The organism is Bartonella sp. LB28NMGDW, assembly GCF_042194435.1.
In the GTDB taxonomy this organism is placed as follows: domain Bacteria; phylum Pseudomonadota; class Alphaproteobacteria; order Rhizobiales; family Rhizobiaceae; genus Bartonella; species Bartonella grahamii.
The window spans coordinates 45,235-60,347 of the sequence record NZ_JBHIMX010000001.1 but is presented as its reverse complement, the minus strand read 5'-3'; the positions used below and the strand labels follow the sequence as shown (position 1 = coordinate 60,347).

The 15,113-nt window shown below is 35.8% G+C and carries 11 protein-coding genes; 8 read left to right on the top strand and 3 right to left on the bottom strand.

Annotated features, from left to right (window positions below; translation table 11 throughout):
* Window positions 1-374: 374 nt before the first annotated feature.
* Both bafA and ndk read left to right on the top strand, forming a co-directional pair.
* Window positions 375-2,945 carry a BafA family autotransporter gene (gene bafA, locus ACFIKG_RS00260; protein WP_375651543.1) on the top strand — a complete coding sequence of 857 codons (2,571 nt, stop codon included), beginning with the start codon at window positions 375-377 and terminating at the stop codon, window positions 2,943-2,945.
* A gap of 383 nt (window positions 2,946-3,328) precedes the next feature.
* A complete protein-coding gene (gene ndk, locus ACFIKG_RS00255; protein ID WP_375625004.1) occupies window positions 3,329-3,751 on the top strand; it encodes a nucleoside-diphosphate kinase in 423 nt (140 codons plus the stop codon).
* A gap of 329 nt (window positions 3,752-4,080) precedes the next feature.
* On the opposite strand, the gene pgsA is transcribed toward ndk, so the two are convergent.
* The 3 genes from pgsA to ACFIKG_RS00240 form a co-directional block, all read right to left on the bottom strand.
* Window positions 4,081-4,662, bottom strand: a complete 582-nt coding sequence (gene pgsA, locus ACFIKG_RS00250; RefSeq protein ID WP_375625003.1) for a CDP-diacylglycerol--glycerol-3-phosphate 3-phosphatidyltransferase — start codon at window positions 4,660-4,662, stop codon at window positions 4,081-4,083.
* Window positions 4,663-4,734: 72 nt separating this feature from the next.
* Window positions 4,735-6,714 (bottom strand): excinuclease ABC subunit UvrC, encoded by a 1,980-nt coding sequence (gene uvrC, locus ACFIKG_RS00245; RefSeq protein WP_375651542.1) that lies wholly within the window; start codon window positions 6,712-6,714, stop codon window positions 4,735-4,737.
* A 397-nt stretch (window positions 6,715-7,111) separates the two neighbouring features.
* A complete protein-coding gene (locus tag ACFIKG_RS00240; protein WP_375648430.1) occupies window positions 7,112-7,975 on the bottom strand; it encodes a 23S rRNA (adenine(2030)-N(6))-methyltransferase RlmJ in 864 nt (287 codons plus the stop codon).
* 1,637 nt (window positions 7,976-9,612) lie between these two features.
* Between ACFIKG_RS00240 and tatA the strand changes: the two genes are divergently transcribed.
* From tatA to ACFIKG_RS00210, 6 genes are all read left to right on the top strand, one after another.
* Window positions 9,613-9,924, top strand: coding sequence for a twin-arginine translocase TatA/TatE family subunit (gene tatA / locus ACFIKG_RS00235; RefSeq protein WP_273788360.1), 312 nt, complete (start codon window positions 9,613-9,615; stop codon window positions 9,922-9,924).
* 55 nt (window positions 9,925-9,979) lie between these two features.
* Window positions 9,980-10,384 carry a twin-arginine translocase subunit TatB gene (locus tag ACFIKG_RS00230; protein WP_375625916.1) on the top strand — a complete coding sequence of 135 codons (405 nt, stop codon included), beginning with the start codon at window positions 9,980-9,982 and terminating at the stop codon, window positions 10,382-10,384.
* Window positions 10,381-11,163 carry a twin-arginine translocase subunit TatC gene (gene tatC / locus ACFIKG_RS00225; protein ID WP_375624998.1) on the top strand — a complete coding sequence of 261 codons (783 nt, stop codon included), beginning with the start codon at window positions 10,381-10,383 and terminating at the stop codon, window positions 11,161-11,163. The genes ACFIKG_RS00230 and tatC overlap by 4 nt, the downstream gene beginning before the upstream one ends.
* 60 nt (window positions 11,164-11,223) lie before the next feature.
* Entirely contained in the window at window positions 11,224-12,501 is a 1,278-nt protein-coding gene (gene serS / locus ACFIKG_RS00220) for a serine--tRNA ligase (RefSeq protein ID WP_375625918.1), read from the top strand.
* 133 nt (window positions 12,502-12,634) lie between these two features.
* Window positions 12,635-13,294 (top strand): protein-L-isoaspartate(D-aspartate) O-methyltransferase, encoded by a 660-nt coding sequence (locus ACFIKG_RS00215; RefSeq protein ID WP_012754986.1) that lies wholly within the window; start codon window positions 12,635-12,637, stop codon window positions 13,292-13,294.
* 155 nt (window positions 13,295-13,449) lie between these two features.
* Window positions 13,450-14,631, top strand: coding sequence for a peptidoglycan DD-metalloendopeptidase family protein (locus ACFIKG_RS00210; protein ID WP_375625921.1), 1,182 nt, complete (start codon window positions 13,450-13,452; stop codon window positions 14,629-14,631).
* The last annotated feature ends 482 nt before the right edge of the window (window positions 14,632-15,113 follow it).

The window sequence follows — 15,113 nt, the reverse complement described above, 5'->3', positions numbered from 1 at the left end:
AATGTAATTGCTTTGCATGCTTAAACAGATAACGCTCGATTTTGTCTTCTCGAGAGTGTAGAGATCTTCTTAAACAGTAAGGATATTTTTATACTCTCCTTTGAAGGCACGAGCGTTTTTTTCATCTATAACCTCAAATATTGAAAATTGTTCCTTGAACTCAAGTAAACAATTTGAATTTTATTCAGATTTTCTGCCTTAAGTTAGAACTTTCTAGCTGCTTATAGATACACAACTTAAAGTTGTTTATATTAAAAAATACACTTTAAAAGTGTTTTTAAACATAAATAAAACACATTACGATACAATCTAAAGCGAGTTACCTACGTAGCCGTGGGATATTTTTCTAAATAATTGAGAGTGGAGTGTCGATAATGCAGTATAAACATAAATTAAGTTTTTCAGTATTGATGATCAGTAGTTGTCTTGTACAAGTTGCAAATGCAGTTGAAAACAGAAATGGAGAGCTAACAATAGTAGAACATGTAGGAAATGGAGCAGAGATACCAAAAGGTTCAGCACTGATTACAAATAATTTTCCCAGTAGTAAGAGCAAAATTGGAGATGGCAGTGTTGAGATTGTTGAAAATGGAGCAACTTCTATAGATTCTACTATTAAAAAAGGAGGGATGCAAATAGTTACACGCGGAGGAACTGCGATAGGCACCAAAATCCTTGGTGGTAAGCAGTTTATTCATGAAGAAAAAGGTCTTGATCTTACAAGCGTGGAGAGAAAAAGTAGTGCATATAATTCCACAGTTTCAGGTGATGGTGGAGTAGTGGGACAGCAGAACGTGTATGATGGAGCGTGGGTTTGGCATACGAAAGTGGGAGATAACGGAGAACAAAATCTTTATGCGGGACAAAGAAAAGAGGGGGGAAGAGCAATATCTACTGAGGTCTCTGGGAATGGGAGACAGCATGTCTTAGCGCATGCAGGATCTTATGCTACTACTTTGAAGGGACAGGCTATTCAAGTTGTATATCCTCAAGGGGTTGTGAATACTTTAACAATTATGGATTCTGCTAGGTCATGGTTTCACTCTGGTGTTCAAAAAATCGTTGGAGAAGTAAGGGTCAATGATCACGGAGAACTTTATTTATTTGCTGGTGATAGGACAAACCATATCACTAAGAAAAAGATTCCTATAGAGGCAAGAGTTGATGAAACAATATTTGAGGTTGGTGAGCGGAATATAGGAGAAAAACCTCAGATTGAAATTGAAGATTTAGGGGGGCACGGAGGAACTGTTATTTTTACTTCTATCCCGTATGATCCACGACATATTTTACTTCATGTTGAGAAACTTTCAGGGGATTTACATTTTCGATTCAATATTAGTGCTACGGGAGATTTGAATGATTACTTATCAATTGGTAAGGGCGCAGGTAATCACAAAATAAGCGTTGCAGATTCTGGTCGTGAAATTACAGGTTCTCTCTCAAAAAGGAATAGTCTGGTTACTGAACTTCCGTTAATTACTGATAGAAGCCAAGATGGAGGAGCTAATTTTACTCTGGCAGATTTTTTGGGCAAGGACATTACAGCTGTCGATGGTGGAACCTATCAGTATCAATTGCTGAAGAGAGAAAGATGTGCTAGTTCTAGTGGTAGTGCTACAATTTGGTATTTAAGTAGACTTTCTGAAAATGCAGAACATTCTAATACTGAAACACAGTGTGTAAACAAAAAAACGAAGGTCCCTGTTGCATTATCTGATCAAAGTTCTCCTTCTGGAGGAAAAAATACCGGTCCTCGTAAACCTACTAAAAAAGAGCAATCCAAGCCACGTCCTCCACGTCATTTAACAGAAAGACAGAATGTCTCTAGTGTTTCGGTATCTCCCTCTCAAGAAAATCGCACTCATGTGAAGTCTCCTCCAACAAGTTCTCTTCATTTTTCTGATGGAAAGCAACCTGCTGTTGTTTCAGAATCTTCACAATCTTTAGCTGATCAAATGATTTTGCGTCCAGTTCATAAAGAACAACCTTCTCCACAATTGAGAGAGACGCTTTCAGTTTCTCACTTTTTAACCACTCCCTCTACAGATGCCGTATTGTCTATGTCTGTGGCTCCAGCGATGGTTTTTCACAATGAAATGCAAACCGTGCGTGCGGGAAGAGGAATTCTAGATAAAAGTAACAAGAATGCAGCTTTATGGACCTATGCGATTAAATCTAAAGAGAGTATTGCGACAGAGCATATAGATTTTAAGTTAGATCAGACAGGTATTGTTTTAGGGATCAATGGTTTAAGCGAGTGGGAAAATGGAGAATTTTATATAGGTGGTTTTGGCAGTTATGATCGTGTCCGTGTTGCGCATGCACGGGGGGGTATCAGTGGTATCAATACTTATGGTATTGGCGCTTATGTCACTTATTTGGATCATAGTGGATGGTATCTCGATGGTATTTTAAAATACAATCATTATCAAAATAGTTTAAAAGCAGTTTCAACGAATGGTTTAGGGATTGAAGGAAGTTATAGGCAATGGGCGGTGGGCGCCTCCTTTGAAGCAGGTTATCGACTTCAGACGTCAAAGAACAGTTGGTTGCAGCCTTATGGACAATTTACATGGTTGCAAGTTGAGGGTAAAGAAATCAAGTTATCGAATGACATGACAGGTGACATGCGTCCATTCACTTCATTACGCAGTGAGGTTGGCATATCTTTAGGATATGAATTTGGTTCTCGTATGGATTCCTCATCACTTGCGTATATTACAGCAGCATGGTTGCGTGAGCATAAAGATGACAACCATACATTGATTAATCAACGGCATTCATTTACCACTGACTTATCGGGTAATGCAGGTAAGTTAGGAATCGGTTTGAGCAGTTTAGTGAGTGAGAAGTTAAAGTTATATGGTGAGGCACATTATGTTAAAGGACGTAAAACAAAACAGTCCCTTCAGGGTATTTTAGGTGTACGCTATAGTTTCTAATTATATGGTTATTTTTTGATTGATCTCAATGTGTGTAGAAGGATTTTCAAACCTAGATCGAAGTATCTAGGTTCATCCTCTTTAAAGAAGAAGGCTTTCAAAAAGGTATATTTTTTGCATGTTTGGCTTTTCTTATGACTTCAATGATAAATTTGATGAGAGGCATTTAAGATTATACAAGAAGGTTCAATGTTTATTGAGAGTCGGTAGCGCATCTTTATGATGGGATGAGAAATTACAGGTATTTCTATCAAAGTTTTCTTTATAATTCATTCTATATTTTTGAGAATTTGTGTAGATTTTTGCAGAGTCACTTGGCAAATCGCTTCTTGCTCGCTATAGAAATGGCGAGAGAATATTATAAATGAAATAAAGGTGGTTAAATGGCTTTAGAGCGTACTTTTTCGATGATTAAACCAGATGCAACCCGTCGTAATTTGACTGGCGCAATTACTAAAATGCTTGAGGATGCGGGCTTGTGTGTTATTGCGTCTAAACGTGTCTGGATGAGCAAACGTGAGGCTGAAAATTTTTATGCTGTTCATAAAGAACGCCCTTTTTTTAGTGAATTGGTTGAATTCATGTCTTCTGGTCCAACTGTTGTACAAGTTTTGGAAGGCGAAAATGCAATAGCTAAAAACCGTGAAGTAATGGGGGCTACGAATCCTAGTGATGCAGAAGAAGGGACAATTCGTAAGGTTCATGCTTTATCGATTGGCGAAAATTCTGTCCATGGATCCGATAGCGCTGAAACGGCAAAAACAGAAATCGCCTTTTGGTTTTCTGAGGTAGAAATTGTTGGTTAATCAAGAGTTTATAATAATAAAGCGTTTATAAGAAGCAAAAATCCGAAACACTATATTTCGGTTTTTTGCTTATGAGATTGTAGACTTTTTTGAAAGCATATGGAGCATTAATTGTTTTTTTAGCTTTTAATATTACAGCTGCTTTTACGAAAATATAAAGCCTATTTACTCTTTTTTGAAGAGCTTTTATCTATATACTACCCTTACTTGTAATGTGCAAAAAAGTGCTTGATTGATTTATCATTAATAAAAATAAATCAATCTTATGCTATTCTTATCTCTTATTTAAGTACAAAAAGATAAATTATCATTATAAATCTCCATACTCTTCATAGGATAACGTGTTTTAAACCTGCACGAAAATAATCCCACCCTGTCCACAATGTAAGGAGGGCAGAAATCCACAGCATAGTAATGCCGAACTCTATTGTGTAAGGGAAAATTTTATTACCGGCTGGTCCAGCTAAAAGAAATACAATAGCGATCATCTGTACAAAAGTTTTCCATTTTGCAAGACGAGAGACAGGAACACTAACTTTTAACTCAGCCAAATATTCACGTAATCCTGATACAAGAATTTCTCTGCAAAGAATGATAATAGCTGCCCATAGTGTCCACCCAGCGATGGTACTGTCTGCGGCAAGCAAGAGCAAACAAGCAGAGACGAGAAGTTTATCAGCAATTGGATCTAACATGCGACCAATATTGGATGTTTGTTCCCAAATACGAGCAAGGTAACCGTCAAGAAAGTCAGTAATGGATGCAACGATAAAAATGGACACAGCAATCCAGCGAGTGATATCACTTGATTGTAATCGCCCTTCTAAAAAAAAGCATGCAACAACCATTGGGACTGCGACAATTCGTGCATAAGTTAAAATATTTGGAAAAGAAAAAGTATGATTTTTCATGGAGCCATTTTTAATTCTTGTGAAAGAGAATATATTTCCTAAACGTAACAAGGCAAAGGTTATGAAACAAGCCTATTTTTCATGAAAATGGTTATGAATTTTTTGTGCAATTGTCATAGAAATTCCCGTAACTTTTTTTAAATCTTCAAGTGAGGCACTAGCAATAGCCTTGGCACTTCCAAAATGATGAAGCAACGCACGCTTTCTTGTCGGACCGATATTTTCGATTTCATCAAGTGGGTTTTTGAATGTTTCTTTTTTTCGTTTTATCCTATGAGCTCCAATCGCAAAACGGTGTGCTTCATCACGCAGACGTTGCAAAAAATAGAGGATAGGATCACGTGGAGGAAGTGTAAAGGGGGGGATACCTTTTATAAAAAATCGTTCACGTCCCGCATGGCGGTCAACACCTTTGGCGATTCCAACAACTGTGAAGAGGTCATTTAATTGTAATTCAGCAAGTATTGCATGTACGCTGTTGATTTGTCCTTCACCACCATCGATTAAGATAAGATCAGGCCAAATGGGAAAAAGATCATTATCTTTTATGTCATGACTTCTATTTGACTGATCATGCTCTTTTATAAGGCGTGAAAATCTTCGTTTAATCACTTCTTTCATCATGCCAAAATCATCGCCAGGCGTGATATCTATTGAGCGAATGTTGAATTTGCGATATTGATTTTTAACAAATCCCATTTGACCAGCAACAATCATAGCACCTACAGCATTTGTTCCCATGATATGAGAATTATCATAGACTTCTATCCGGCGTGGAGGAAAAGGTAGTTGGAATGTTTTGGCAAGACCTTGAAGCAATTTTGTATGAGTGGCTGTTTCAGAAAGCTTATGTTCAAGTGCTTCATGAGCATTGAGATAGGCATGATTAACAAGAGTTTTCCGTTCACCTTGTTTGGGTAAAGAGAGAGACACTTTGTGATTTGCTTTGAGACTCAATGCTTCTGTAAGAAGTGTCTTTTCTTCAATTTCTTCAGATAAAAGGATGCTTTTGGGAAGTGGTTTATCATCGTAAAATTGAGCAAGAAAACTCGCTAAAATTTCAGTACAGGAAAAAGAGGGATCTGCTTTAGGAAAATAGGCACGGTTTCCCCAATTTTGCCCCATGCGAAAAAAGAACACTTGAATACAGGTCATTCCTTCTTTTTGCGCAATTGCAAATACATCCGCTTCTTTTATCGTTTGAGGATTAATACCTTGATGGCTTTGTATATGAGAAAGGGCTGATAAGCGGTCACGATAGGAAGCTGCTTGTTCAAAATCAAGATTTTCTGCGGCTTTATGCATAGCTTGAACCATATTACTTTTAACAGATTGATCTTTTCCCGAAAGGAACGCTTTTGCTCCCCTCAGCAGTTCTTTATAATCATTGTCACTAATTTCATGGGTACAAGGTGCAGAACATCGCTTAATTTGATAAAGCAAACAGGGGCGTGTACGGTTTTCAAAAACTGAATCAGTACAGGTTCGTAATAAGAAGGCGCGTTGTAAAACATGAACTGTTTGTGTCACTGCACCAGCAGAAGCAAAAGGACCAAAATAGTGAGCTTTTCGTGTTCGGGCACCACGATGTTTGTAAAGTCCAGGCACTCGATGATCATCTGTAATCATAATATAAGGGAAACTTTTATCATCACGTAGTAATACATTAAAATGTGGATGCAATCTTTTTATGAGATTGGCTTCTAAAAGGAGTGCTTCTGTTTCTGTATGGGTGACGATAAATTCCATATGATATGTTGCGCGAATCATGCGGGTAATACGATTATTGTGTCCTTGTTCACGTGTATAGTTTGAAACACGTTTTTTGAGATTACGAGCTTTGCCAATATAGAGAACATCACCATTTTTACCAATCATCCGGTAAACCCCTGGCTTATGCGGGAGGTGTCTAACAAACTCTTGTATGAATTTGACACCTTGGAATTGATTTTTCTCATTATTTTGATTGGCATTATTCCATGTAATGTTAGAGAGAAAAGAAAGCTTTTCCCCTTCATTTTGCGGACAATTTGTATTATTTTTCAGGACCATTCCGTTTATTAAGAATATGCTTGTTGTTTAATATATGAAATATTCTTTTTTATTAAATAATGATTATTTATATCTTTATAATTTTTTCTATCAATAAAATCTTATAGCATAAGAGTATGATTTTAGAGAGCCGATCTTTTATAAAAAATATAAGAGTTGTTATTCTAAAATAGTTTTATGAATTTGCTCAATTTATCCATTAAAATGATTGGAATAGGAAATCTATAATGATTAAGAGGATAGACTTTCTAAAAGGGAAAAAATTAATTCACGCTGATCGTTGTTAGCATATCATTATAACATGTTGATATTATTCAAAAAATCAAAGAACTTTATCATTTAATGCGTTTGTATCTTACAACATGATATTTGATTTAGAAAAAATATAGAGAAAGATTTAACATAATAGATGTTCTTTTTGAAGCCACTTATGCGTTATTTGGGCATTTTCATCTTGTCCCAGACGGTTGATAAGAAAGGGGCTGAGTTTTTTCATTTCTTCTTCCAAAAGATAAGGAGGGTTAATAATAATCATACCACTTCCATTCATTGTCGGTGGACTTGAGCTTTTTCGGATACGCATTTCAAGCTGTAGAATCTTAGGAATTCTAGTTTGATAAAGCGCGTGAAGAAAACTTTCAATTTCTTTATCATATTTAACAGGATACCATAAAGCGTAGATCCCTCCAGAAAAGCGACGATAGGCTTTCATTAATCCCTCAATAAGGCGGGAAAATTCTCCAGTTTTTTCAAAGGGAGGGTCAACAAGGATAAAGCCACGTTTTTCTTTTGGTGGTACATGAGCGTTTAAGGAAAGCCAACCATCTAAATGCAGAACTTTTGTCTGATAATCTCCGGCAAAGTTTTTTGCTAAAATATGATAATCTTCGTTGTGCAATTCTATTGCGGTGAGGCGATCTTGTTTCCGTAATAATTGACGAATAAGAACAGGAGATCCAGGATAAAATACAATTTCTTTTTCCCCTTTATTAAGGGCATCAATGATATCACACCATGGACAAAGGAGTGCTCTTAAATCTTCTGGGATAGGAGTTGAAAAAAGCCGTTGGACACCTTCGCGCCACTCTCCTGTTTTATGTGCTTCTAAAGAAGAAAGGTCATAAATACCGATTCCAGCATGCGTATCTATAACGCGAAAAGCTTTTTCTTTGCGTTTGAGATATTCTACAATGCGAGTGACAATAATGTGTTTAAAAACATCAGCAAAATTGCCAGCATGATAAATATGCCGATAATTCATGGAATAAACTCTATCATATGTATAACTGTACCGGATTATTAGCATAGAATATTAGAATTGATATCCATAAAAATACTCTTATAGAAATCAAATAATACCCTCACTCCCAAATAATACCCTACAGAAAAATATTAATGTCATAGGAGCATTTATTCACTGGGCTATTTTCATATTATGAGATTCATCATTAAGATCTTAAATTTTTTTATATGAAAAATAGATAGGGAGAGGGCAAACATTTCAATAGAGATAGTTATGTTGTAAGAGAAGTTTCTTATGATCGCGGACTCTTTCAGGAAAACTATAAAAGACAAGCAATTAACGAGAATATTAGTGAAGTTTGTTAAAAAATTTAAGGTTATCTTTCAAATTCATTCATAAATTTACTTGTTTAAAGATTAAAGAATTTAAAATGCTTGATAAAAACATTGTTACATTTATCAGTTTTTTTAGCGAGCGTAAAATTATGGATAGAGCAATAAAGTGCTGGTATTATAGTGATAGATTTTTATAAAAGTGTGGATGAATCTCATTGGTTTAAGCGAAACCCAAGCTTTATATTATACATGCTAAATGGCTAGATTATTGTGTATGGTGCTAAAACAAAACTTTTAAAAAGTGATATGTTCTCTGCAAGCGATCTCAATAAAATGAGGGGTTTTTAACTAAAGTAAATAGGTGTATCTATCTCTAACACTGTATTATCTAGCGGCTTTATGAGATAATCTTATAAAAAGACTAGGATAAGAAATTCTTTTACATGGATTGTGCTTCGATTCCATGCTTTTGATTGGATGTAATTTTCTATTAATGCCCATTCTGTTTTCAATACTGAGATAAGTTAAGCACATGATATTATGAGAACGCATGCCCAGAATCCGGAGACTTGTAATAGTTAGGGCATGCAGCGGTTCAAAGAGCTGGTTATATGGAGGTATTTTACTGAATAAAGGCGCAAGCTGGTACCATTTTTATTTTTTAGTATTGGCCATACCTCTTGGCACTTGACCTGATTCATAAAGTGCATTTTTACTCTTTCCGCGAATAGTTTTTATCCACACGTCAGATATTTAATTGAATGCGATGATGGCTTATATTTCGTATTGTATATGGAATAATGGATGATAAAATTCCCACCAACGCAAAGAATAAATCTTATGCGTAAGATGATAGTTTTTAAAGAGACTGATGATGTGTCAAGAAAGTTTTTTAGAGATTTTTCTTTCTGAATTTTTTAATTGAATACGTAAATTTTTTTACAGCATGGTATGTTTTTTATCAGTAATGGATAATTTGGAGGAAATATTTGTAATGATACGTACAACATTGTTTAAAAGGAAAGAGATGAGCTATAGTATTTACAGGAAGATGAGTAACTAAGAGATCAGATGAAGTTATTTTAGAAAAGTTTTTAAGCTTTTTTAATTTTATATGAAGCGGTTTATCATTTTTGAATGGTTTGTGTTATAATACGCTAAGAAGGGATGAGATGATAAAAAGTTCTTTTGCAATAAAAGCGTGTGATTGTTTTTAAGTTAAGAAGAAAATATATAATTAAGATATTATATTTGATACATTCTTCAGAGGAAGCATGAATAAATGAAATCAAATTTAAAAGCATAAAGTTAGAGAGAGTAATGGGTAATATTTTTTCACCAACGCATTTAATTATAATTTTACTGATTATCTTTGTGCTTTTCGGTCGCGGTAAGATTTCTGAATTAATGGGCGATGTTGCTAAGGGAATTAAAGCCTTCAAAAAAAATATGAAGGAAGAAGATGATGGCATTGAGGATAAAGTTGAAATGGCTACTACTTCCCAAATAATTGATGTAGAATCTCAACAATCTCAGCCATTATCGGTAAAACATGTAACAGCGCGCAGAAAGGCTTCTTCTGCTTCTAAAAGAAGCAAAACATCTGTTGCTAAAAAACAGCGTGTCAAATAACAAAAACGTAATCATCATTGTGCGTTATTTTTTGATGAGGAAGTCGAATTAAGAGATGTTTGGGATTGATGGACCAGAGTTTGTCGTAATCTTACTTGTTCTCATCATTGTTGTTGGACCGAAAGATTTACCTAAAATATTAAAGACAATAGCAAAGGTAAGAGCTCATATGTGTTTAATGGCAAAAGAGCTGCGTCATCAGTTTGATGATGCAATAAGACAAATCGAGCTCGATGATTTGCAAAAAACATATTCGGATATTAGCGATTCAAGCAAGAAGTTGACAGAGACTTTTGATCCCATTCAAAATACATTAGAAGATATCCACGATAATTTGGATGTTAAGGCAACACACCATAAATCAGAAAAAGGTAAAGATTTTTTGGAATGCGATCACAACGTAACCAATAAAGATATGACAGGATCTATAGCTTCTAAAGATAAAGAAGATGTGTCATGAATGTTAAGAAAGATGAAGTTGATGCCCATATGGCACCACTTTTAGAACATTTAATCGAACTTCGTCAGCGAATTATTGCTGCCCTAGTTGCATTTATGATCGCTTTTATGATGTGTTTTCTTGTTAAAGATTATATCTTAAATTTTTTACTATGGCCGTATCAGTGGGCAATGAAAATAGCAGGGGGTAATCCTGAGGATATTCGTTTGCAATCAACGCAAGTATGGGAAACTTTTTTAACGAAGATGAAGCTTTCTGCTTTTGGGGGAATTATTTTATCTTTTCCCTATACGGCTTTTCAGTTTTATAGTTTTATTGCACCAGGGCTTTATAAAAATGAGCGTATGGCTTTTTTACCATTTCTCATTGGGGGGCCTATTTTATTTTGTATTGGGGGAGCGTTTGTTTATGGTCTATTAGCGCCAATAATACTATGGTTTAGCCTTTCTCAACAATTTCTTCCAGATGTTCATTTAAAAATAGAGTTTATAGTGCGTATTTCTGATTATTTGGGCTTTATGACATCATTTATCCTAATTTTTGGTTTGATTTTTCAATTACCTCTTGTCATCAGTCTTTTAACAAAAGTTGGATTTTTAACGTCTCATGATTTGGCGTCTAAACGAAAATGGGCTATTTTACTTTCTTTTATCATTGCGGCAATCATAACGCCGTCGGATTTTTTTACGATGTTTGCAGTGGCTTTACCAACGATAGCACTTTACGAGATTTCAATTTTAATTGCTTACAGTATAGAAAAGAGAAGAAAATCCGCTTAAGAAAAGTGTATAATCTTATGCGATAAGAAATTAATAAAAAAATATAAATGAGGAATTTTTATGCTTGATATTAAGTGGATTCGTGACAATCCTGAGAAATTAGATAAAGCACTCGTAAGTAGAGGTCTTGAGCCGCAAGCTGAGAGGTTAATACAACTTGATCTTGCACGTCGGTCGCATATTGCTAAGGTACAATTGGCGCAGGAACGTCGCAATGCGGTTTCAAAGGAAATAGGACAGGCTTTAGCGGTATCTGATCAGCAAAAGGCTGAAAGCTTTAGAGCTGAAGGTGAAGAGATTAAAATCTTTCTTTCCTCTGCAACAGCGGAAGAAAAACAGCTGACGGAGAGTCTTGAAAAAATTCTTTCAGCACTTCCAAATATTCCATTAGATGATGTTCCAGAAGGTAAAGATGAAAGTGATAATGTCGTCATTCGACATTTTGGTACACCTCCAACATTTAATTTTACACCAAAGGAACATTTTGATCTTGGTCAAGATCTCAAGCAGATGAATTTTGAACGAGCTAGTCGTTTGTCTGGAACACGTTTTACAATACTTTCAGGGGCGTTAGCACGGCTAGAACGGGCATTAGGTCAATTTATGCTTGATGTGCATGTCAATGAGCATGGTTATACAGAAGTCTCAATACCTTTTCTTGTTCGTGATGAGATTGTTTACGGAGCAGCACAATTGCCGAAATTTGCTGAAGACCTTTTTCGTACAACAGATGGTCGATGGCTTATTTCTACGGCAGAAGTGCCATTAACCAATTTGGTCAACAATGAAATTCTTGAAATATCAGATTTACCACTGCGATTTTCTTCTTTATCTCCCTGTTTTCGTTCAGAGGCGGGAGCAGCCGGTCGTGATACGCGCGGTATGTTGCGTCAGCATCAATTTTGGAAAGTTGAAATGGTCTCAATTACCAGTGAAGAGCAGTCTTTAATTGAATTAGAACGTATGACAGAATGTGCAGAAGATATATTAAAACGACTTGGTTTGCCTTTTCGCACAGTGGTTCTTTCTACGGGTGATATGGGGTTTGCAGCACGTAAAACCTATGACATCGAGGTTTGGCTTCCTGGTCAAGAATGTTATCGTGAAATTTCTAGCTGTTCAGTTTGTGGAGATTTTCAAGGTCGTCGTATGAATGCACGTTATCGTACAGAAGGCGATAAAAAATTGCATTTTGTTCATAGCCTTAATGGTTCTGGTACAGCTGTTGGACGTTGTCTTATTGCCGTGCTTGAAAATTATCAACAGGCTGATGGATCAATTGTTATTCCAGATGTTTTACAACCTTATATGGGAGGCATGCGTTGTATTACTGCTTAATTTTACGAAAGGAGAGACAATATGCGTTTATTGCCAAGAGGTGATAATATGCAAACGCAAGTTTTTGCCATTTTAAAAGAAGCAGTTTGTCAGTATAATAAAAGTGCACCTCCATTGGAGATTGAATGATACTATGGGGCAAAAGGGTATTTTACAATTTCGTGAGGAGTTAGCCGCTCTTGTACTGAAAATGCGTAGCAAAGGCATTGATGACGTGCGATTTTTTTCGGCATTAGAGAAAATTCCGCGTCAACAGTTTGTTTCTGCTCCTTGGTTTAATAGTGCTTATGATAATAAAGTTATTCCCCTTGAGTGTGGTGAATATATGGAACGTTTGGAAGAACAACTCTTAATTCTTTCGGCATTATCGTTGAAAAAAAGGCATCGCGTCTTAGAAATCGGTACAGGATCTGGTTTTTGTACTGCGCTTATGGCATGTCTGAGTGACCGTGTGACAACGATTGATCGTTATAAAACGCTTGTTGATTTGGCGCGCCAAAAATTTCAAACTTTAGGAATTGAAAATATTATTATACGGCAGATTGATGGAAGTCATAGTGTGACAGGCTTGGGATCATTTGATCGCATTCTTATTTGGCCATCACGTTTTGATGAACCCAAGGAATTTTTAGAACTTTTAGCTGAAAACGGAATTCTCATTCAGGCGATAGGACCTGACGAAGGGGTACAAACGGTGACGCGCTATACAAAAATTGGTAGTCGATTTGAGTGTTTAGAACTGTTCCAAGTGCGTTACCAACCTTTTATTAAAGGCATTGCGGAGATACTTTAATTTTTAAAAGCTAAGAAATTTCTGCAAATTGTCTATGTTAAATTCATTTTGATCTTATATAAAGATATTTATGAATAAAACATCTCATTTTAACTCTTCGGTAATTTAAAAAAGCTTTAATAGAGTGAGTTGATTATTGATGAGTGAGCAAAACGATGTGTCTAAAAGCTTTGGATAATATTTTCCAGCATAATTTTCAGAGAATAACTTTTTTAGCGGTGGTAACTATTGTTGCTGGTTGTAGTTCTGGTACACAGCGTTTTTCTAATATGTTCTCTCATCGTACGGTATCATCTCAATCAAATATATCGAGCACAATGTCTATAGATCCGCGAATGCTATCATACGGTAGTGGTATGATACAAAGCACTGAATTGCCGCCTGTGGAATCAAGCGATGATTCGTGGGGAGATGACAATTCTCCCTATAATTTTCCACATCAAGGTAGGATAACTTCTTCTGATGGTCGCGTTATGGGCTCCCCTCCACGTAATCTTGGAACTCTTTCTCGTTCACAAATGGATAAGTCTCCTATTTTTCGGCGGAATTCTTATATTGTCCAGAGTGGAGATACACTACTCAGTATTGCACGACAAATAGGGGTTAGTGTTGAGGCATTAAAATTAGCAAATGGTATAAACAGCAATTCCATTTATATCGGTCAGGTACTTGTTGTTCCAAGCAGGCGTACATTAGCAGCTTCAAATGCACACAATAATAACGATTGGACAGTGTCAAAAACAGAATCTGCAGCCCAATCTCAATTGATGTCCTCTATAAAAAACAAGAAGTCCTCTCCTATATATAAAGCTCCTGTAACAACGCCACCCCCTGCAAAGATGAACAAATCAAGTTCTGAGAAAAATTTTTCTAAACAGATGACGCAATTGAATCATGAGACTGGTTTGTCAAATACTGTTACGAATACAGATAATATGACGACTCCGCAAGCCACAGGAATTTCTAAGATGCGTTGGCCAGTACGAGGGCGTTTGTTAAGCCAGTTCGGTCAAAAAAAGGGAACAGTAATGAATCGAGGAATAGATATTGCAGTGCCGGAAGGATCTTCGGTAAAGTCGGCAGAAAATGGTGTTGTTATTTACGCGGGAGATGGATTAAAAGAGCTTGGTAATGTTGTGATGATTCGACATGAAAATAATATTATCACTATTTATGGATGTAACAGTAAACTTGTTGTTAACAAAGGACAAAGGATAAGACGCGGTGATGAGATTGCTAAATCTGGTGTTTCAGGAAATGTTAAAACGCCACGTGTCTATTTTGAGATGCGTAAGAATTCATTACCTGTTGATCCCCTTAAATATTTAGAAAACTAATTGATTGATGACTTTAAAATTTGAATAGCCTTACAGTTTATAGAAACTTCATGAAAAACAATTGATTTTCTTAAATCAATAACATTGCAGCAAAAAATCATTGGTTTAATCAGAGTATTTCGTTGGGGCGTTAGATATTACCATCTTTGTGTTTATGAAAGTGTAAGGCAATAGCATCATACTATTTGTCAGCTTTCAGTGTTCCAACTGCTCTTGCATTTGAGAGAAGCATGAAAAGAGATATTTCACGCTTTTCTTAAAAAGTTTTTATCTACAGGCTCATTTCATATGTGAGACGTGCAAGAAAATCGTTTTGATTAATTCAGAGGGTTTGAAATGAGAGTATTTTACTGTACTTAGATCTGTCATTCGATATCAAAAACGATGAATTATCTATATAAATTAAAGTTTTTTCATGAGAAAAATTATCTTGTATAATTTATTGAGTTAGTGAAAAATTCTATATTTTAGGATATATAATA

Excerpts from the sequence above, each read along its gene's own strand:
- bafA (WP_375651543.1), top strand. The coding sequence starts at position 375 with ATGCAGTATAAACATAAATTAAGTTTTTCAGTATTGATGATCAGTAGT.
- ndk (WP_375625004.1), top strand. The coding sequence starts at position 3,329 with ATGGCTTTAGAGCGTACTTTTTCGATGATTAAACCAGATGCAACCCGT.
- pgsA (WP_375625003.1), bottom strand. The coding sequence starts at position 4,662 with ATGAAAAATCATACTTTTTCTTTTCCAAATATTTTAACTTATGCACGA.
- uvrC (WP_375651542.1), bottom strand. The coding sequence starts at position 6,714 with ATGGTCCTGAAAAATAATACAAATTGTCCGCAAAATGAAGGGGAAAAG.
- ACFIKG_RS00240 (WP_375648430.1), bottom strand. The coding sequence starts at position 7,975 with ATGAATTATCGGCATATTTATCATGCTGGCAATTTTGCTGATGTTTTT.
- tatA (WP_273788360.1), top strand. The coding sequence starts at position 9,613 with ATGGGTAATATTTTTTCACCAACGCATTTAATTATAATTTTACTGATT.
- ACFIKG_RS00230 (WP_375625916.1), top strand. The coding sequence starts at position 9,980 with ATGTTTGGGATTGATGGACCAGAGTTTGTCGTAATCTTACTTGTTCTC.
- tatC (WP_375624998.1), top strand. The coding sequence starts at position 10,381 with ATGAATGTTAAGAAAGATGAAGTTGATGCCCATATGGCACCACTTTTA.
- serS (WP_375625918.1), top strand. The coding sequence starts at position 11,224 with ATGCTTGATATTAAGTGGATTCGTGACAATCCTGAGAAATTAGATAAA.
- ACFIKG_RS00215 (WP_012754986.1), top strand. The coding sequence starts at position 12,635 with ATGGGGCAAAAGGGTATTTTACAATTTCGTGAGGAGTTAGCCGCTCTT.
- ACFIKG_RS00210 (WP_375625921.1), top strand. The coding sequence starts at position 13,450 with ATGTGTCTAAAAGCTTTGGATAATATTTTCCAGCATAATTTTCAGAGA.